17 protein-coding genes are annotated in these 18,401 nt (G+C 41.4%); 5 read left to right on the top strand and 12 right to left on the bottom strand.

The window, feature by feature from the left end; all coding sequences use genetic code 11:
* Positions 1-40: 40 nt before the first annotated feature.
* The 3 genes from V7K60_RS24085 to V7K60_RS24075 are packed head-to-tail and all read right to left on the bottom strand — an operon-like array spanning position 41 to position 717.
* Complete coding sequence (locus V7K60_RS24085; protein ID WP_334929032.1) at positions 41-319, bottom strand: pentapeptide repeat-containing protein; 279 nt, start codon at positions 317-319, stop codon at positions 41-43.
* Positions 316-501, bottom strand: a complete 186-nt coding sequence (locus tag V7K60_RS24080) for a pentapeptide repeat-containing protein (RefSeq protein WP_334929030.1) — start codon at positions 499-501, stop codon at positions 316-318. The genes V7K60_RS24085 and V7K60_RS24080 overlap by 4 nt, the downstream gene beginning before the upstream one ends.
* 27 nt (positions 502-528) lie before the next feature.
* Entirely contained in the window at positions 529-717 is a 189-nt protein-coding gene (locus V7K60_RS24075) for a hypothetical protein (RefSeq protein WP_094341361.1), read from the bottom strand.
* Positions 718-845: 128 nt separating this feature from the next.
* On the opposite strand from V7K60_RS24075, the gene V7K60_RS24070 reads away from it, so the two are divergent.
* From V7K60_RS24070 to V7K60_RS24060, 3 genes are all read left to right on the top strand, one after another.
* Positions 846-1,130, top strand: coding sequence for a hypothetical protein (locus V7K60_RS24070; protein WP_334929028.1), 285 nt, complete (start codon positions 846-848; stop codon positions 1,128-1,130).
* A gap of 317 nt (positions 1,131-1,447) precedes the next feature.
* Complete coding sequence (locus V7K60_RS24065; RefSeq protein WP_334929026.1) at positions 1,448-2,323, top strand: SDR family oxidoreductase; 876 nt, start codon at positions 1,448-1,450, stop codon at positions 2,321-2,323.
* A 70-nt stretch (positions 2,324-2,393) separates the two neighbouring features.
* Positions 2,394-3,902: an HlyD family efflux transporter periplasmic adaptor subunit gene (locus tag V7K60_RS24060; protein ID WP_334929024.1), complete on the top strand. Its 1,509-nt coding sequence runs from the start codon at positions 2,394-2,396 to the stop codon at positions 3,900-3,902.
* 762 nt (positions 3,903-4,664) lie between these two features.
* On the opposite strand, the gene V7K60_RS24055 is transcribed toward V7K60_RS24060, so the two are convergent.
* The 4 genes from V7K60_RS24055 to V7K60_RS24040 form a co-directional block, all read right to left on the bottom strand.
* Positions 4,665-6,275 (bottom strand): S8 family peptidase, encoded by a 1,611-nt coding sequence (locus V7K60_RS24055; protein WP_334929022.1) that lies wholly within the window; start codon positions 6,273-6,275, stop codon positions 4,665-4,667.
* Between the two features lie 462 nt (positions 6,276-6,737).
* The gene (locus V7K60_RS24050) at positions 6,738-9,488 is read right to left on the bottom strand and encodes a peptidase domain-containing ABC transporter (RefSeq protein ID WP_334929020.1); all 2,751 of its coding nucleotides are present in this window, start codon (positions 9,486-9,488) and stop codon (positions 6,738-6,740) included.
* Positions 9,437-10,219 carry a peptidylprolyl isomerase gene (locus tag V7K60_RS24045; RefSeq protein WP_334929018.1) on the bottom strand — a complete coding sequence of 261 codons (783 nt, stop codon included), beginning with the start codon at positions 10,217-10,219 and terminating at the stop codon, positions 9,437-9,439. The genes V7K60_RS24050 and V7K60_RS24045 overlap by 52 nt, the downstream gene beginning before the upstream one ends.
* Positions 10,220-10,517: 298 nt before the next feature.
* On the bottom strand, positions 10,518-11,336 hold the full coding sequence (locus tag V7K60_RS24040) for a TIGR00297 family protein (RefSeq protein WP_334929016.1): 819 nt from the start codon (positions 11,334-11,336) through the stop codon (positions 10,518-10,520).
* 419 nt (positions 11,337-11,755) lie between these two features.
* Between V7K60_RS24040 and V7K60_RS24035 the strand changes: the two genes are divergently transcribed.
* Positions 11,756-12,187 (top strand): VOC family protein, encoded by a 432-nt coding sequence (locus tag V7K60_RS24035; protein ID WP_334929014.1) that lies wholly within the window; start codon positions 11,756-11,758, stop codon positions 12,185-12,187.
* 49 nt (positions 12,188-12,236) lie between these two features.
* On the opposite strand, the gene V7K60_RS24030 is transcribed toward V7K60_RS24035, so the two are convergent.
* Entirely contained in the window at positions 12,237-12,872 is a 636-nt protein-coding gene (locus V7K60_RS24030; protein WP_334929013.1) for an esterase/lipase family protein, read from the bottom strand.
* Between the two features lie 518 nt (positions 12,873-13,390).
* Here V7K60_RS24030 and V7K60_RS24025 point away from each other — a divergent pair.
* Entirely contained in the window at positions 13,391-13,954 is a 564-nt protein-coding gene (locus tag V7K60_RS24025; protein ID WP_334929012.1) for a hypothetical protein, read from the top strand.
* 34 nt (positions 13,955-13,988) lie between these two features.
* On the opposite strand, the gene V7K60_RS24020 is transcribed toward V7K60_RS24025, so the two are convergent.
* From V7K60_RS24020 to sir, 4 genes are all read right to left on the bottom strand, one after another.
* Positions 13,989-14,249 carry an after-VIT domain-containing protein gene (locus V7K60_RS24020; RefSeq protein ID WP_334929403.1) on the bottom strand — a complete coding sequence of 87 codons (261 nt, stop codon included), beginning with the start codon at positions 14,247-14,249 and terminating at the stop codon, positions 13,989-13,991.
* 104 nt (positions 14,250-14,353) lie between these two features.
* Positions 14,354-15,418, bottom strand: a complete 1,065-nt coding sequence (locus V7K60_RS24015; protein ID WP_334929010.1) for a tetratricopeptide repeat protein — start codon at positions 15,416-15,418, stop codon at positions 14,354-14,356.
* Between the two features lie 68 nt (positions 15,419-15,486).
* Entirely contained in the window at positions 15,487-16,194 is a 708-nt protein-coding gene (locus V7K60_RS24010) for a 16S rRNA (uracil(1498)-N(3))-methyltransferase (protein ID WP_334929008.1), read from the bottom strand.
* Positions 16,195-16,278: 84 nt separating this feature from the next.
* Positions 16,279-18,195 (bottom strand): sulfite reductase, ferredoxin dependent, encoded by a 1,917-nt coding sequence (gene sir, locus V7K60_RS24005; RefSeq protein WP_334929006.1) that lies wholly within the window; start codon positions 18,193-18,195, stop codon positions 16,279-16,281.
* Between the last annotated feature and the right edge of the window lie 206 nt (positions 18,196-18,401).

Below are 18,401 nucleotides of genomic sequence, written 5' to 3'. Positions count from 1 at the left end.
AGCTACCTATGAAACGCTTATTTTATGAGGTATTCTCACCTCAAATACCATCGCTTCTGATGCTGCCATCAGGCATAATGGTTTCATTAAAAGTAGCTCCCTTGCAACTATTAATACTAAAATAACTGGCTCCTCTCAAATCAGCATGGCTGAGGTTGGCATCGTCAAAAGATGTTTCCGTCGAAATAGCTCTTTTCAAGTTGGCATGACTGAGATTAGCATCAAAGAAACCAGTTTGACCGCAAACAACTTCACTCAAATCAGCCCCTTCCAAATTAGCTCCTGTCAAAGCGGCTTCACCGAGAGGCGCTCCCTTCAAGTTGGCATAGTCAAGTCGGCATAACTGAGATTAGTCCAATCCAGACTAGCGTTACTTAGATCGGCTTCCCTGAAAATAGCCCTGCTAAGATTCACGTCCAGCAAGCGAACTCTTGGCAGCTTAACTCCAGTAAAATCTCTCTCCCCAACAGCATATCGCTGCAACAACTCTTTGGCATTCATACTTCAACCCCTTCATTCCCTTTGAGATTACTTCTCTTTATCCTTATCTAATGCTTCCTGGATTGCACGACGGCAAAATTCTGGAGGATCATCCTTGGTGGATAGTTCTTCCTTCATAGTCTTGGTAATGCGTAGGTTAATTCTCTCTGTTAATGATTCTTCTCTATTTGATTTAATTGGTTGTAAATTTTGTGGGTTCCCTTTAGGATTAGGCATTATTGAGAAATATAAATAAGGTTTTATTTACTTGGTGCCAAAACAATAGATTGTTTTTTGATGGTTGCTACAACTTGCCGGAAGTACAACCACCAATATCCAATTTCAAAAATGGACACTACTATTTTATGTTCACGCGTTCCGAACTTGAAATCAAGACTATTAAAGAATTACGCGACTTGTGTTGTAGATACGGCATCAAATCAACTGGGAATACAGGATACAAAACCTCGTACATCGTAACTCTGATGGCATTTCCACTTTTAGCGCTGCAACAAATGAAGCAAGGTAAAGGCTTAAAATTCTCTAACTTTAACGCTATCCAGGTAATCAGTTCTGCTATAGATGAGATGAATTTACCCACAGATGAGCAAGCAGCACTAATTTGGATAACTTTAGAGGGCAGAAAATGAGCTATCCTGACCGATATGACCAGGAGAACCTGCTGAAGCACAAGGCTAAGATGTCGCTTGAACAAGCTATTGACTTGTTGAGCCAGTAAAACTCATCCCATTACTCTATCTCCTGCATCTACAAAGATATAGGGGATAATTTTTAAAGTATTAAAATGAATAAGGTGTGATTTATTGGTATGAAAATATCTTGAGCATGGTAACAAAGTATAAAAATATGCTCATATCTCTATTTAAGTATTGCTCAATGGATTTTGAGCATATATTGAGTATTTTGACAACTATAAACGCTGTAACTATTCAATTTAGGTATTTATATGTTTCTGATAACTGGAGCAACGGGAGGAATTGGTCGCAGAGTTGTGCGACTCCTACGGCAACGAGAACAGTCTGTGCGGGCATTTGTCCGCCTTACCTCGCGCTACAGCGAGTTAGAACACCGGGGTGCAGAAATCTTCATTGGTGACTTGTTAGAGGAAAAGGATATTCAGAAAGCTAGTCAGGGTGTGCGCTATATTATCAGCGCCCACGGTTCTGATAGCGATGCCCTATCTTTAGATTACCGCGCTAATATTGAACTCATCGACCAGGCGAAAGCCAATGGTGTAGAGCATTTTGTCTTCATTTCTGTACTGGGAGTTGATCGCGGTTATGAAGACGCTCCCGTTTTCAAAGCTAAACGAGCAGTAGAGCGATATTTGGCAGCTAGTGGCTTAAATTACACTATTTTGCGCCCATCTGGATTAGCATCTAACTTGCTGCCATTAGTAGAACGATTTCGGGAAACGGGATTGTATCTGCTTGCTGGCGATCGCAAAAACCGTACCTCAATTGTCAGTACTGATGATTTGGCAAGGATAGTAGTGGATTCTGTGACAGTTGAAGGCGCTCGTAACCAGATTTTACCCGTCGGAGGACCGGAGATTTTATTACGAGAAGATATTCCCCGGATTTTTGGTCGGATTTTCGCTAAAGAACCAGTAATAATTAACTCACCTCTATTTGTGATTGATGGGTTACAGAGTGCATTGGGTTTATTTAATCCCCAAATCCAAAAAGCTTTGGGAACTTATCGCACATTGCTAGCAAATGAATTTTTCTGCACAAAAGATGAAATTGCCAATTTAGAGGCGATTTTTAACTTCCAATTAGAGACATTAGAAAGTTTTTTGCGGCGCTATTTAGCAGTTTGAATAGTCATTAGTCATTAGTCATTGGTCATTAGTGAATAACTAAGGACAAATGACAAATGACAAATGACAAATGACTAATGACAAAGGACAAAAATATATGGTAAATGCTGCTCAAGCACGTCAGACAAAAGAGCGATTCGCCCAACCAGAGGAACAACTTACTTATGAATTAGGGAAGGCGGTACAGGAATTGCCACCCCTGTACACTAGATTATTAGCGGGAACGATGAGCGCCATCGTATTTGGGGCGATCGCTTGGGCGTACTTCTCGCAAATAGATGAAGTAGCAACAGCGCCGGGGGAATTAATTGCTTCTACACAGGTAAGACCTGTGACATCTTTGGGTGGAGGGTCAATTGTCGCTGTTAAAGTGCAAGAAGGCGATCGCGTTACTAAAGGTCAAATTCTGATTCAAAAAGATCCAGACTTGCAAATAACCGATGTTTCTCGTCTAGCCAAATCTACTAGATTGATTCAAGACGATTTGCAACGTTTGGATGCAGAACGCACCGGAGTTAAAACTACTGGGACGAAACTGCAAGATGAACTTTTAACCTCTCGCCTGCAAGACTTCCAAGCGCGTCAAGCTGCGGCTGAAGCAGAAGCAAATCGCCAAATAGCACTCATCGATCAAGCAAAAGTCCGCTTGACTCGATTGCAAGACAACTTAGTTAATGCCAAAAGTAGCTTTGGGAATGCTCAAACCAACCTTGTCAATGCAGATAGCATCCGAATTAAAATTGAAAGTAATTTAGCCCTTGCTCAAGAAAGAGAAAAAAGCTTACGCACTCTAATTACTCCTGGCGCTGTACCTCGTGTCGATTACCTGGATGCTCAAGAAAGATTAACTCGCGCAAAGACAGAAATCACCAAAGCGCAAGATGAAGTCATCAATGCCCAGAATAGAATCACAGAGGCTCAAGATAAAGCCACATCATTAGAAAAAGATATTGCTGCTCAAGTCCAGGAAATTCGCCAAGCACAGCAAGCTTACAACGCTGCACGCAGTCAGGCCCAGCGTGTAGCATCAGAACGCCAAAGCGAAATTTTAACGCAGTTTAATAAGCGTAAAGAAGAACTGACAACAGTTCAAGGTCAATTAGAGCAGGCGAGGAAGCAACAAGCTTTAGAAACGATTGAGGCTCCCGTAGCCGGTACAATTTATAAAGTCAAAGCCACCAAGGGGCCAGTACAATCGGGTGAAGAATTGCTGTCAATTTTGCCGGAAGGGGAAGAAATGCTTCTAGAGGTAAAAGTTCTCAACCGCGATATTGGGTTTATTCGTCAAGGAATGAAGGCAAAAGTGAAAATGGCGACTTTTCCCTTCCAAGAATTTGGCATTGTGGATGGCGAAGTTATGCAAGTCAGTCCAAATGCAATTGCTGATAAAGAATTGGGTTTAGTTTTTCCGACGAGAATTAAGCTAAATAAACACGCAGTGAATGTTCGAGGTCAAGAAGTAGAATTTACACCAGGGATGGCTGCTACAGGTGAAATTGTCACTCGTAAAAAGTCAATTTTGACATTCATCACTGAGCCTGTGACACGGCGGTTCAATGAGGCATTTTCCGTTAGGTAGGAAAGTCTGTTAAATGAGCGATCGCTCCGTTATCTTCTTCATCTTCACAACTGGAGTTTAGACTAACCTATGATAAAATGACCCAGCAGCACTAAGTTGACAATCTACACACCCATTGCCTAAGAAACCCGTCTTGAGGTCATTTTAACCTCTGACTTTTGCCAGAGGAGAAGATTGTCAGTTACAATATCAGGTGCTAGCCAAAGTTGCAAAGTCATTAATAGTAGCAAGTCACTCCAGTGTTCGCACTGTTACGGGGAAAAACCACAATTGGAATGCAGTACTAAAATTTTCAATTAAAATTTCGTCATCTAAGGTCAGTTCGGACTTTTTCAAAGTTTTAAGGTATCTGTATCGTTTAAGCGCTTTTTGCTGTTGGTAGCCTCTATCTGTTTCAAGGTGCCAATTGTTGTAGTCCTTCAGCATACTAATTACGTTTCCAATTAAGAGGAAAGTCCTGCTTAACGATTAGCATTAACTAGCTGTTAACTGCTTGGTTAAGATTTAATGAAGTTCTGTAAAGTTTAACATTATCTTTAGATTTTGTCAGCACTAATGTGCAATTGATTAAAAACTCGTTGCAATGCTTGCAGCGCCGCTCTGTTACAAAAACCTCATTCCAACTTATGTATCGCACAACCTACGCCTAAAAACGTAAGGATTTAGCTTGTTAAACCCTTACATTCATTCACGACTGATGAGCGAGTTGGTTGATTTTCTTAACCGAGGAGTATTGAACTCGACTGCAAATCGCTATAATTTTCAAGTCATACCCAAGAATTTTCTATACTGATCTATTTGTTTTTGCATTTCCTCTAGTCGTTTGCCAAAATCGAGATTATTCTCATCCTCATTGCTATTCACGTTGATGCTGCTCAAATTATTCTCATAGTTTTGGAATTGCGACCATAATTCTGGATTGGCTAATCCATTATTATCTGCGGCTGATGTCAGATATTTTGTAGTTTCTGCGTAGGTGTAGCCCGTCTTAAGCATCGCCTGATCGGTCGCAGGGCTAAAATCAGAATTATTCCAACTGGTGGTAGTTTCTGGTGTTAGAGATTTTCCTGTTTCTGTAATTGCCTGACCGATTCGAGAACCAAAATTGGAACTATTAAAACTAGAGCTTGTAGTTTGTGTCTTATTTACTGCGGTTTCTGCAATCACCCGACTTGCTAGAGAACTGACATTAGAAAGATTCAAACTAGAGCTTGTAGTTTGTGTACTATTTCCTGCGGTTTCTGTAACAATCTGACGTACTTGGGCATCAGTCAGGTTGGGGTTAGCACTAAGCATCAAGGCAACGATACCAGCAACGTGGGGAGCAGCCATAGATGTGCCGCTATAAGTTGCATACTGATTATTCGGAACTGATGAATAAATCTTGACTCCTGGAGCTGTAACGTAAGCGATTTGATTTGTTCCAGAGCGGTTAGAGAAGTCGGCCAAATTATTATTCTTATCTACTGCTCCAACGGCGATTCCCGACTTGGATGCATAGCGGGCGGGATATTCTGGTGATGAGCCACCATCATTACCTGCTGCCATGACAACAATCACTCCTTTGCTGCTGGCATAGTCAATGGCTGACTCTAGAGTGCGATTAGAAGATCCGCCTCCTAAACTGAGGTTAATCACATTAGCTCCATTATCCACAGCGTAGCGAATACCTTTAGATATGGAACTATAGGAACCAGAGCCAGAGCTATCTAAAGCTTTGACAGGCATAATCTTGGCATCGTAGGCAATACCAGTGACACCGTAGTTATTATTTTCTCCTGCGATCGTGCCGGAAACATGAGTACCATGACCGTTGTCATCTAAAGTGTTGTTGTTTTGATTGGCAAAGTTCCAACCGTAATTATCATCAACATAGCCATTGCCATCATCATCTATACCGTTACCCGCAATTTCTTTGCTATTCGTCCAGATATTATTTTTTAAATCCTCGTGGTTGTAGTCAACTCCAGTATCGACAATAGCGACAATAACGCCTTTTCCTGTGTATCCATGTGCCCAAACTTCCGGTGCTTTAACCAGGTCTGCTCCCCAATTATTGCCACCAAGATCGGGAACATCAGCAAAGGTCTTCTGACCAATAGTTCTAGCCACTGCTGCTGCTCCATTAATCAAGCCATAGCCATTAGTGGGGTTATAATTTTGAGTGCTAAAAGTATTAGTAGCGTTACTGCTATTTTCAGATTCATCTTTGTTTAGCAACTGGACATCAGCATCGGCTGATTTATAGCTACTACGTCTGCTGAAGTTGAGACCGTAGTCATCTTTCGTATTCAAGCTATCTAATGAGGAGATTGAAGTGACATTGAGCCGTTTATTTGACAATATATTGTTATTAACATCATCAATGTGCATAAGTTTTTTCTCAAAGATAGCAACCGTTTTTTGACAGTTTGAAGCCTTGAAACCTTGACAATCAGAAGATTTCAATCAATGTGCGAATAAGCTTCATTGTCAATAATTACTATGAAATTTCAGAACAAAATGCTAATTCTATTACCAAAAAACACTCTGACAAATACAGTTTTCATTAAGAGTAAATTTATCGAGTAAATCTTAAATATTTGAGGTGTATTAATGGAGACTAATCCAAAAACTATCTTAGGGCGCTACAACTATTTTTGTTACTCTTAAAACTACTGCGATCGCTAGCTATAAAATTTTTACCCACCTAGACTGGAGCAAGGATAATTATTAAAATCATCAAAATTAAAATGGCGAATGGAGCATAACTCCATTCGCCAAAGGCTATCCTTAAGTTGCTTTACAAAAGTTTATCTTTATATATAGCCACAAGCTTTGAGTTAGTTAAATCTATTAAATGTTTGCTTGCTGCCGTTGATATAGCGACCAATACAAACCCTTTTGTTGCAACAATTGTGAGTGAGTACCACGTTCGGCAATCACGCCTTGCTCTAATACCAAAATCAAGTCAGCACGTTTAAGGGGAGCAAAGCGGTGAGCAATCAGGAACACGGTACGGTTGGCGGAAATTTTTTGCAGGTTTTGCAGTACTTGTTGTTCAGTTTCACTATCCAAGGCACTGGTAGCTTCATCCAAAACTAAAATCGGCGCTTGAGAAAGAAATAGCCTTGCCAGAGCAATGCGTTGTCTCTGTCCACCAGATAAAGCTGTACCGCGTTCACCAACATTGGTTTCGTAACCGTAGGGTAATTGACTAATGAAGTCGTGTGCCACAGCTAATCTTGCCGCCTCTACTACTTGCTCTGCGGTAATGTCGGGACTACCGAGAGTGATATTTTCCAAAATAGAACCGTTAAATAAAAAGTCTTCTTGAAGAACTACACTAACTTGTTGCCGCAGTGAGGCTAAATCAGCACTTTTTATATCAAAACCATCAATCAGGATGCGCCCTGATTCAATTTGATAGAGGCGTTGCAATAGCTTAGACAAGGTACTTTTCCCAGAACCGCTACGTCCGACAATGCCAACAAATTGCCCTGGTTCAGCACTGAAAGAGATTCCCCGCAGAATTGCTTCAAAGTTCGGCCGGTAGCGAAAAAATACTTGCTCGAAGGTGACTTGTCCTTTCAGGGGTGGTAAAACTAGGCCAGTTCCCAGTTCAGCTTCTGGGGAGACGTTGAGAATATCACCAATGCGATCTACAGAAAGTAGCACTTGTTGAAGGTTTTGCCACAACTGTACTAAGCGTAAAAGCGGGCCTGTAACTCTACCAGACAGCATTTGAAATGCAACTAGCTGTCCGATTGTGAGCTTTTGTTCGATAACTAACTTGGCTCCAAACCAGAGAATCAGCATGGTGGATAAATTAGTGAGAAAGTCACCAATGTTGCTGCTGATATTGGAGGTGGTAGAAGCTTTAAAACCTGTGCGAATGAAGCGGGCAAATAAGCCTTCCCAGCGATCGCGGGCTACTGGTTCGGCTGCGTGGGCTTTAACTGAGTGAATTCCTGTGATTGTCTCTACTAGAAACGATTGACTATCGGCACTCCGGTTAAAAGTTTCGTTGAGCCAGTTACGCAGAATTGGTGTTGCAACTATCGTTAATGTGGCAAATAGTGGCAGTACTGCTAAAGCCACAAAGGTGAGTGGGACGTTATAGTAAAACATCAATGCCAGGTACACCACAGCAAAGATGCTATCTAGAATTACAGTTAATGCTGTACCTGTGAGAAACTGACGAATTTGTTCGAGTTCTTGGACTCTTGCTACTGTGTCTCCGACGCGCCGCGATTCAAAATAAGCCAAAGGCAGACGCATCAGATGGCGAAATAGCTGTGCTGATAAACTCAAATCCAGACGACGAGCTGTATGGGTAAAGATGAATAGGCGCAGAATACCCAGTATAGACTCAAATATAGCTACACATAAAAGTGCGATCGCCATCACATCAAGAGTTGGCAAACTCCCCTGCACCATCACTTTATCAATGACGACTTGGGTAATTAACGGTGTTGTTAACCCCAAAAGCTGCAAGGTAAAAGATGCTAACAATACTTCTGTGAGCAATCCTTTATACTTCCAAACTGCTGGGGTAAACCAACTGAGGTTAAATTTTTCTTGCTGGGATATGAGTTCTACTTGCCACAATTGTCCATCCCAAGATGTCTCAACTATAGACTGTGATAAGCCTTCACAAGTCCGTTCGGGATTTAGAGGATTAGCAATAATTAAGCGATCACCTTTAACTCCATAAGCCACCACCCAGGATGGACTCTGGGGTGAGTCAGAATTCCACAGCAATAAAGCTGGAAATGACAACTGTCGCAACTCACTCCAACTCACTTGTAACCGCCGCAATACTAACCCTAACTTTTCTGCTGCTTCCACAACCTGTTTTGGGCGTTGTCCTCTGAGTTGACGCTGCACCCATTCCAGTTGCACAGAATTTTCTAACTGTTGCGCCACCATTGTTAAACAGGCAGCAGCGGTATTCCAGCTGGCAACAAACGGATAAATTGAAGTGATTAGATTGGCGGCTGGGAGTCCTTTTTGGGGTTGGAGGCTATGGGGGCTGGAAGTCCCGTCTGAGACTGATGTTACTGAAGGATTGCCAGAGAAGGAAAATGTCTCCCTTTCTCCCTCCATATCCACTGGTAACACTTGCCAAAATTCCTGAATTTGTGGGTGAGAAAATTCTGCCCACAGTGCAGTGTCCCAACAAACTACTACCACTTCTTTACTAGCAGCTACAGCTTTAAAATCCGCAGATAGCTTTTGGAAGTCGCCAAACCAATCCCCTGCATCTAGGGCGGCTATTGGTTTGCCAATCCCTTCTTGAGACAGCGCATTGGGCGGGGCAATACCCGACTTGTTGCGACTGTCGTCTCGCAAGCGGACTTTCCCAGCCACAATTAAAAATTGATAACCACCGACATCGTTTGACCAGATTTTTTCTCCAAGACGATACTGGCGGGTTTGGCACTCATTTTCCAATCGAGATTGTTGTTCGGGAGTCAGCCAGCATAGCGGTGGCTGATTCCAAGGCAAAGAAGCTAGCACTTTTAATCGTAAAGATTCATTATCCAGAATTTTTAACTCACTTGTAACTTGACTGTCAGTTTTTGAATTTTCTCTGCTAGCCATTTTTCAAACAACTCATTTTGTAGTGCTTGCTGTAGTTGAGTATCTTCTAAAGACGCTGGTAGAAATTGTTCTACTCGAAACAAACCATAAGGCCCTTCTCCTTGGGGAGAGTCTTTGCCAACGATTTCTATTGGTCCTATCAATTGTCCAGGACTGGCCACATCAATAGCTGCCCGTAATATATCCGGCATACTACCTCGGCTGACGATTCCCATCATGCCATTCACAATTCGGTCATCTGAAAGGGAATACTCTTTAGCTAGTTGCTCAAAACTACCTCCTTCTTCAATTTGGGTTTGGAGTTCGTCTGCTAATTCTCGATTATCAACAACAATCCGGGAAAGTACCACCCGATCCAAGAAAATCTTACGTTCAATAAAATATTCTGGGAGTTTTGTTTGTGTTACTACAGCTTTCAGCTTTTCTAACTTGTAACCAAAAGTAACCGATGTGTGAAAGGTAGCGTAATCTGTGTTATTTGTCTTTAACCATTCTTGAAAACTTTGGGGGTCAGTAAGTTGATTTTTCAGCCTAAAGTCAATAATTGACTGTTCAGTTATTGCGGTGCCAATTTCAATATCATCTCGTGTTCTGATTTCTGACTCAATTACGTACTGCCGGAGAATATCCCCAATGAACTGTCCCAATTTTCCAGAGGCTTGCAGGTACTTTACTGCTTCCTCTATAGAAATTATTTGGTCATTAATTGTCAAAAATGATAAAGATTCCATGAACTAATTATGTGAAAATGGTTAAACACTTATAGGACTTTTAAATTAAATCATATAGAAATCATCTAGTCATTAATGGATAAATATGATAAAGATTCCATAAACTAATTACATCTAAATGGTCAAAAAATTATATAGTTAGTAAATAAAATAATTTGCCACAATCAGTTTTACAGTCTAGTGGGGATAAAATCAGGATTGAAAATATTAGTGGTGGCGCAGTAGTAAGGTAAATTAGTTATTTTCTACCAATGCCCAATGCCCCACCTAACAGAGTAATTGTTTCTTCTCAGTCTACTTAAATGAAACTTATCCATGTCCAAGCAAGTAGCACAGATGCGATCGCACCAATTAATGTATTAAAAATATTTACTACTTCATTGGTCAGCCAGGTATACTTAGATTGCAGTGTTGCGCCAATCACACTTTCTAAGTTGGTGGCAATAAATGCTGCCAGCACACACCAAGCTACTCCCAATAGATCGATTAAGCCAACTCCCCAACCCACAAATGCGATCGCTACAGAAGCCACAATCCCAGCTAAAGTTCCCTCCAAGCTTACCGCTCCTTCTGTACCGCGTGGCACTGGTTGGAGTGTAGTAATCAAAAAGGTGCTTTTACCATAAGCTTTACCGACTTCACTAGCAGTGGTATCGGCCAGCTTGGTACTGAAACTCGCTACATAGGCTAACAATAATAGAGACAGGGGACTTGTACTGAGCGCAGCCGAAGTATTGGGAACTAGAGACTGGGGAGTAGGTACGAGGAATCCCGAATTTATTATTCCTACTCCCAAGGCACACAGTGCCCCAGTTAAAGCCGAACCCCAAACATTTTCTGGGCCTCTTGCCCCAGAACGCTTTTCGGCAATTCCTTCTGCCTCCTTCTGCGCCATCCCAATGCGGGTAACGCCAGAACCAACCAAAAAATAGAACATTACTACTGCATATCCTTGCCAGCCTAGAGTTACCCAAATTAAGATGGCCAAAAACCAGGCATGGAATAATCCAGCAGGGGTAAGTAGCTTTTTTGGAGCAATCCAAGCTAAACCCAATAAAATTGTGTTTAATACTACTGCTACTAACCAGGGATTTACAGAATCTATTGAGGATGACATTAGCAATTAATCATGAGTAATTTTGTCTGAATATCAACAGAATAACGAATTTGTGATGCTTAGTGCTTTATTTTTGAAACCTCTCTAGCTAAAGTAATATGTTTGTATTATTAACTAAATTGCGTAGGTATCATTCTGAAAGCTGAGTGTCAAACTATCAATGATATCTTAGATATACACTGCAATATTGACTAAAGAACGTGGATTAAACAAAATGCAAAACTTCTTTTGAGTTAGGTAGACTCTTCTCCGTCACCGCAGATTATAGTAGCTGAAGTATTACTCAATCCCCAATCTTAGTCATAAGGATAAAGAATATAAGTTAATATCAATAAAAACTGTGTTCAAGTTAACCACAATCAAAACTTAATAGCATAAATTGTAGATAGCATCAACTACTAGTCTTTTTAATACAAGCTATGAGCCAAACTTTATTCCATTTAGCTTTTCCTGTAACTGACATTGCCCAGACAAAAGCATATTACGTAAATGGTTTAGGCTGCATTCCTGGTCGTGAAAACCACCATGCCCTGATTCTCAATCTCTACGGTCATCAATTAGTGGCTCATGTCACCAAAGAACCTTTGACACTGCAAAAAACTATCTATCCCAGACACTTTGGGCTAATTTTTACCCAAGAACGTGACTGGCAAGATTTACTAAAAAGGGCACAACAACAACAGCTACTTTTTCGTGAAGAAACCAAAAATCGCTTTGTTGGTTCTCCTCTTGAGCATCGCACTTTCTTTTTAGAAGATCCCTTTTATAACTTCATGGAGTTCAAGTATTATCGTCATCCAGAGGCGATTTTTGGGAGTTACGAACATACGCAAATTGGGGATAGGACTTAAGAAATTAAAAATTAAAAATTAAGTAATGCAAGCTTAACAAGCATCCTGGTTACTGACTGGATTTTTTATTTAGCAAGGGTAGCTTAATAGGCTTTGCTAAAGCTTCTGTGACTACCGCTAAACTCCTGGAGTCTGTCAGCATCCAAGGGTGTAGAGTAACTGGTACTATTACTTTGCTTCCTACGGGCATTTGTGAACTATTTGCTGGGACAATCATTAAATCATAAGGTGTCCAGATAGACGTAAAATCTAGCTGTTCCAACATGACAGCATCAGAATTTAAATCCTTGAGAAAAATGCTGTCAGGGCGCATTTGTAGGCAACCAGGACGCCGGGAACCATAAGCAACTACAGTTCCATAATGGGGCGAAGAGATGGTTATAAATCGCTGCACACGGTTAATTCCTCCCAATCGCTGAACATAGTAACGGCTGACAATTCCTCCCATACTGAAGCCTACTAAATCTAGGCGTTGTTCTGGTGCAAAGGTCGCTGTAACATAATCGGCTACTTGTTTTGCCAATTGATCAAGACCCACATCACCATTATTAGGTACGAGGTCTAGGGAATATACAGACCAACCCTGTAGTCTTAATTGAGCCGCCATTTTATGGAAAACTGCCTCTGTGTCGTCAATACCGTGTATTAACAAAACGGGATTGCGTTGTTGATTTTCAATGTTCATTTACAAAATCTGGCTGAATTAAGGGGTGTATTTCACTTTTGTAAGTACATACTGCTCTGCAAACTGAAGCTATTGCTTTTCGGATCGTTTATAAAGATATTGTTACAAACAAAACTAAAATGCTTTCAAAAATAGTTTGTATAAAATTTAACTAATTTATCTTGCCATTTGCTATTCAGCTATGACACTCTTCCCACTGGTTGAGAGTAAACTGCTTGTCTAACTTCAATTGGGTATTTACTAAACAAAGAAATGTTAATTATTGTAAAGCTTGCTTTCAGAATCTTGCTCTTAGCTACAGTAAAATTTAATAATTAGTTCTCGGTGTGTGCAGGTTGCAAATGCTTGCAATAGAACATTTGCCCTGTGGTTTTACTACAATGATAATTAAGCACAAGGCTATAAGGGTTGTCACTATAACGGGGTGACGCCAAGTAGATAATGTAACATTTTGTCGTAATTTTTAACAATTACGGTCGAGTTCAAAATATAAAAGGTAAAAGGCAGGAGTAATTGTAATGGATTTTATCAAAAAGTTAATTTCGGGTATTCAGGGTTTCCTTGGCGGTATTCTGGGTTTTGTTACTGGATTGTTACCAGGAAAGAAGAAAAGCAACGGCTACTTCTTAGAATTGGATGAAGCCAAAGATGCTGCCAAAGATGCTGCTAAAGAGGTAGCATCAAACGCGAAGAAAGTGGCAGATAGTGTTACATCGACAGTTACATCGAACGTGAAGAAAGTAGCAGAGACAATTACATCAGAAGCACCAACTTCATCCAAGCCAGATTCGTTAAATGGAACAAAAACCGCTGCTACTAAGGCTAAGGCTAAGGAAAAATCAGCTAAAAATCCCAAACCAGCTGACGTTCAATTAGTCCAGACTGCTGAAGGTCTTAAAGTTGAACCAGGCAAAAAAGCAAAAGCAGCAGCAGCCAAAGTACTCAAAGAGCAGCCAACTGAAACAACCTTTGCACCAAAATATCTTGCTCCTTCGACTACTAGTACTAATGGTCGTCGTCGTCCAGGGGCGAATATGAGTGCTTATTTAGACATGGCACGTCAGATTAAAACACCTAAATAATTTATAGAGACCGTAAATTTACGGTCTCTATAGATTAAACGTGAAGATGCAAGGTTAAGATAACTTTGCCATCTGTAGATGGGGGAACTCTCCAAAGTAAGAGTGATCGCTTAATTTTCTCCACTACAACTCCATCTTTTCGGGTTAAGGTTTCCTCATCCAAAACTACCCTTTCTAGCTGACCTTTGTTGACGCTGAACTCAAAGACGATTTCACCAGTGAAGCCGGAAGCAAAGTTTAGTTGTTGAAGGTGTTGGGTTAGGTCAGCAATTTCTATTTCATCCAAGCCAGTAATGCTGATTACGCTGCGCTATCCGCCAGTCGTACAAAATTCATTCTGAATTCTGACTCCTGACTCCTGAATTCTGTTCGATAAGTAACTTCATTACGAATTAGGAATTATTTAACAAACACCAGTCCACTATATAAATGAAAAGCTGAGTCCCAATTAGTCTGTTCCCGACGAAACAGATCGATGTGAGACTTGATATGACTCAACATTTCTGTTTGATCTAATGTTGTATCTGCAAAGGACGTGAAATCTGACCAGATTTTGACTTGAGGAAGTTGCTGGTCAATCCAACTCGATAAACTATTCCAATTAATTCTGATTGTATTTTGGCTAATTTGGGGAATGCTTTCTAACCCTTGCTGAAATTTATAGCCGTTATCATAAAGTCGGAGAATGCAACGTCTACCAGGTATGTGTAAATCACAAAACTGAGCATAGTCTTGTGTTTGAGTTTTCCATTCCAGTTTACGGTGAGCATCAACATCTACAACTTGTTCAAAAATGGGCAAAAGTCCCACTACTCTTGCTGTGACTTCTGACCAGTCAAAGGTGAGAGAACCGAGTTGATTTACCTCGTTTCGGCAAACAACAGTAGCTTGTAGGGTAGATGCTTGGAAATATTTGACTTGATAAACTTGAATTTGCTGAATTTGCGCTATTGTCGCCCAAAAGCAAGGAATACCAGCCTGCTGTAGCTGTTTGCCATAAAAGTTTAGTTCTCCTACTTGGCCAGTGCGGTACAACCTCCAGCCACGACTTGGTAGTATCAGCCGTGCAGTGTAGGGGTCTAGCTGCATAATCTGGGCAAATTTTCGAGACGCTTCTGTTTTCATTTCTGTACTGAGTGGCTCTAAGACTAGTACGCCAAGTTCGGTGTTATTCGGTTGGGCTGTTGCTTGAGAAATAGCTCTTTGTCTTTCTTCTAACTCCATTTCTTGTAGCCGTCGCAAACCTTGACGTGCAAGCGTCACTATTTTGGCATTCCTTATATCTTGCAGCAGTTGCCGATAAATTTTTTCTGCATCTTGGCGCTTTTGAGATACTTCATGTAGCCGACCGAGATAATATTGTACCCAAGGATTTTCGGGTGATTCTTTTTGCAGCTGTTTGAGTAATTTAGCTGCTGTTTTATAGTCTTTATGCTCAAAAGCGATCGCAACTTGCTCAATCATCACTTACTTTAAATACACGCTGGAGTGATGTCTCGCGCAAAAGTAATTTTGCGTGAGCTATAAATCATTTATACTTCACAAGTTGCGGTAATCAAGGATAATGCTACTACTGGGGCTGTAACTGCTCTCAAAATGCGGCGACCAAGGGAAACAGGTTGAAATCCAACTGACTTTGCATTCTCAATTTCTTGTATTGTCCATCCCCCTTCTGGCCCAGTAGCAACAAGAATCTCCTCAGAAATGCTACTCAGCACCTTGCTTAAATGGGGATACTCTCCACGAGCCTCACAAATATAACGGTAACTTGTCTGATTCTCGGTGACAGCAGTATTAAAAGCAACAGGCTCTAAAATTGTCGGCACGAAAGAGCGCTCTGATTGCTCGGCGGCTTCTGCAGCGATGCGCCGCCAGCGTTCGAGCTTTTGAGGACTAGGATGAAGTAAAGTGCGATCGCTCAATACTGGTGCAATACAAGCTACTCCCAACTCTGTACAACACCGCACCACTTCATCAAATCCATTACCTTTGGGCAACGCCACCATCAGCGTAATCGATACAGGTAATTCAGTTTCTACTAAAAGTGGTTCTAAAACCTGTGCTTGTTCCCCTGCTAGCTCTGCTAACCACCATTTTCCCTTACCATCCATTGCAATAAAGCAATCTCCTTCATGTAAGCGCAACACACGCCCTAAATAATGCTGTTGTTCTTTTGTGAGTAAAATTTGCCCTTGTTGGAGTTGGGAGGGTGCGATCGCAATTCTTTGCAGTTGAGACATAAGATTTTGGAATTTCAAGAATATCAAACTATGAATGGACACAGATAAATCCATCTGTATCCATTCATGATTTAATTATTCGGCTTACGAAAGATTCTGAAAGTAAGCTTCTAGCGCTTCAGTCACTAACTGAGTCATCGGCTTACCTTGACTTTCTGCTACTTCCTTCAACTTGCTATAAACCTCTTCTTTCAAATTGACCCGATGGCGCGATTTATTTGCACCATCGGCTGTTTGGGATTCGTATGTGGCAGCAAATTCGCGGATAGTATCAAAACCAACGCGATCGCAAAAATCACCAAACTTTTCCTTCGATTTCCGGGATTTCTTAAAGTAAACGAAAATCGGCTCTAAGAACGTTTCCAAGTCATTATGGTGCAACTTTTCTATATAAGGTTGTGCCAGTCGAGTCTGATTTGCCGAACCTCCTAACCATAATTGGTAAGATTCTGGAGCGCTACCAACAAAACCCAATTCTGCCAGGTACGGACGAGCGCAACCGTTGGGGCATCCTGTCATCCTTACCACAAAATGTTCTTTTTGTAAACCCAATTTATCCAACAGAGCGCGAATCCGCTCCAAAATACCCGGTATTGCGCGTTCCGATTCCGTGACTGCCAAACCGCAAGTAGGCAAAGCCGGACAAGCCATTGCATACCGTACTAAAGGTTCGATTTTGCTAGGGTCGTCTCCGACACCGTGACGGCTGAGGATGTCTTGAATAGCTTCCTTGTTATCTGGTTCGATATCGTAAAAAATCAGGTTGTGGTTGGCTGTCAGGCGGATGGGTAAGTTGAACTGCTCGACAATTTCCCGTAAGGCGGTTTTCAGTTGAAACGAACCATCATCCTTGATTCGACCATTATCAATGGAAATTCCTAAGAATAGCTTGCCATCACCTTGTTCATTCCAGCCAAGGAAGTCGTGATATTTAAACTCTGGCAGTGGTTTGAAGGCTTCAACTGGTTTACCGAAATATTCTTCAACTTGGGTGCGGAATTTATCTACACCCCAATCGTTGATTAGATATTTTAATCTGGCATGACGACGATCGGTGCGATCGCCATAATCTCTCTGAGTAGCAACAATCGCTTTCACTATATCGTAAACGTCATCTTTGGCCACATAACCGATGGGGTCTGCTAACCTAGCAAAAGTTTCTTCTTTACCGTGGGTTCTACCTAAACCACCACCAGCAAAAATATTAAATCCTTCTAATTGTCCCTTCTTATTGATAATTACTACCAACGTCAGGTCTTGAGAATACAAATCAACCGAATTATCCCTTGGCACTGTCACGCAAATTTTAAACTTGCGGGGCATATAGTGAGTGCCATAAATTGGTTCTTCGTTGTCATGGATGATTGTGCCATTACCATTGCGCTGTCGCGCCGCCTTCACCTCTGGGTTCTCTTCGGCACTAATTGCCTTTTCCCCATCCAACCAAATTTCGTAATAAGCACCTGTTTGCGCTGAGAGCAAGTCAGCAATATTCTGGGCATACTCCCAAGCATACTGATACTCTGGACGATTCTTAAAGGGGGCTGGTGGTGCCATCACGTTGCGGTTGATGTCGCCGCAAGCTCCCAAAGTCGTACCCAGATTCTTGACAATTGTGGCAATTGCTGACTTGAGATTCTTCTTTAAAATTCCGTGCATTTGGAAACCTTGACGGGTAGTTACTCGTAAGGTGTGGTTGCCATACTCATCAGCTAGTTTATCTAAAGCCAGATACAGCTGCTGTGGTACTAAACCACCCGGATTTTTTGTCCGCAGCATAAACTGGTAATCTTTTTCCTGTCCCTTGGTGCGGTTGTCGCGGTTATCCTGCTGGTAAGAACCGTGATACTTCAAAAGCTGCACCGCATTTTCGGTAAAATGGGTAGTATCTTGAAGGATCTCAGTTGCTACAGGTTCACGCAAAAAATTACTATTTTCCTTGATTCCTTCGAGTTTGGAAGGCTTACGGCTAGCGATGGGGGAAGGAGCAGATTTAACCATTAGACTTGTATAGTATTCTCAATAAAGCATTAGTAGACGCCGAATCAGCACCCTTCGGCTACTTTATCCCCGGTAATCCGGCCGGAATAATGAGGAATATTTTAATTTTACCACGGCAAAAGCTGGCTTTGTCAGTGATGTAATACTTAACAAAACCAGCTTTTGGGAGTAGTGAGTTTTGAGTGCTGAGTCCTGAGTACTAAGTA

The sequence above is a fragment of the Nostoc sp. genome (assembly GCF_036917555.1).
GTDB lineage: Bacteria > Cyanobacteriota > Cyanobacteriia > Cyanobacteriales > Nostocaceae > Nostoc.
The sequence above is the reverse complement of the archived record's forward strand: the minus strand, read 5'-3'. Positions and strand labels throughout refer to the sequence as shown.

What these genes read in the sequence shown, in the direction of transcription:
- V7K60_RS24045 (WP_334929018.1), bottom strand. Translation starts at nt 10,219, where the DNA reads ATGGAATCTTTATCATTTTTGACAATTAATGACCAAATAATTTCTATA.
- V7K60_RS24010 (WP_334929008.1), bottom strand. Translation starts at nt 16,194, where the DNA reads ATGTCTCAACTGCAAAGAATTGCGATCGCACCCTCCCAACTCCAACAA.
- V7K60_RS24035 (WP_334929014.1), top strand. Translation starts at nt 11,756, where the DNA reads ATGAGCCAAACTTTATTCCATTTAGCTTTTCCTGTAACTGACATTGCC.
- V7K60_RS24065 (WP_334929026.1), top strand. Translation starts at nt 1,448, where the DNA reads ATGTTTCTGATAACTGGAGCAACGGGAGGAATTGGTCGCAGAGTTGTG.
- V7K60_RS24050 (WP_334929020.1), bottom strand. Translation starts at nt 9,488, where the DNA reads ATGGCTAGCAGAGAAAATTCAAAAACTGACAGTCAAGTTACAAGTGAG.
- V7K60_RS24060 (WP_334929024.1), top strand. Translation starts at nt 2,394, where the DNA reads ATGACTAATGACAAAGGACAAAAATATATGGTAAATGCTGCTCAAGCA.
- V7K60_RS24075 (WP_094341361.1), bottom strand. Translation starts at nt 717, where the DNA reads ATGCCTAATCCTAAAGGGAACCCACAAAATTTACAACCAATTAAATCA.
- sir (WP_334929006.1), bottom strand. Translation starts at nt 18,195, where the DNA reads ATGGTTAAATCTGCTCCTTCCCCCATCGCTAGCCGTAAGCCTTCCAAA.
- V7K60_RS24070 (WP_334929028.1), top strand. Translation starts at nt 846, where the DNA reads ATGTTCACGCGTTCCGAACTTGAAATCAAGACTATTAAAGAATTACGC.
- V7K60_RS24080 (WP_334929030.1), bottom strand. Translation starts at nt 501, where the DNA reads ATGAATGCCAAAGAGTTGTTGCAGCGATATGCTGTTGGGGAGAGAGAT.
- V7K60_RS24025 (WP_334929012.1), top strand. Translation starts at nt 13,391, where the DNA reads ATGGATTTTATCAAAAAGTTAATTTCGGGTATTCAGGGTTTCCTTGGC.
- V7K60_RS24055 (WP_334929022.1), bottom strand. Translation starts at nt 6,275, where the DNA reads ATGCACATTGATGATGTTAATAACAATATATTGTCAAATAAACGGCTC.
- V7K60_RS24040 (WP_334929016.1), bottom strand. Translation starts at nt 11,336, where the DNA reads ATGTCATCCTCAATAGATTCTGTAAATCCCTGGTTAGTAGCAGTAGTA.
- V7K60_RS24030 (WP_334929013.1), bottom strand. Translation starts at nt 12,872, where the DNA reads ATGAACATTGAAAATCAACAACGCAATCCCGTTTTGTTAATACACGGT.
- V7K60_RS24015 (WP_334929010.1), bottom strand. Translation starts at nt 15,418, where the DNA reads ATGATTGAGCAAGTTGCGATCGCTTTTGAGCATAAAGACTATAAAACA.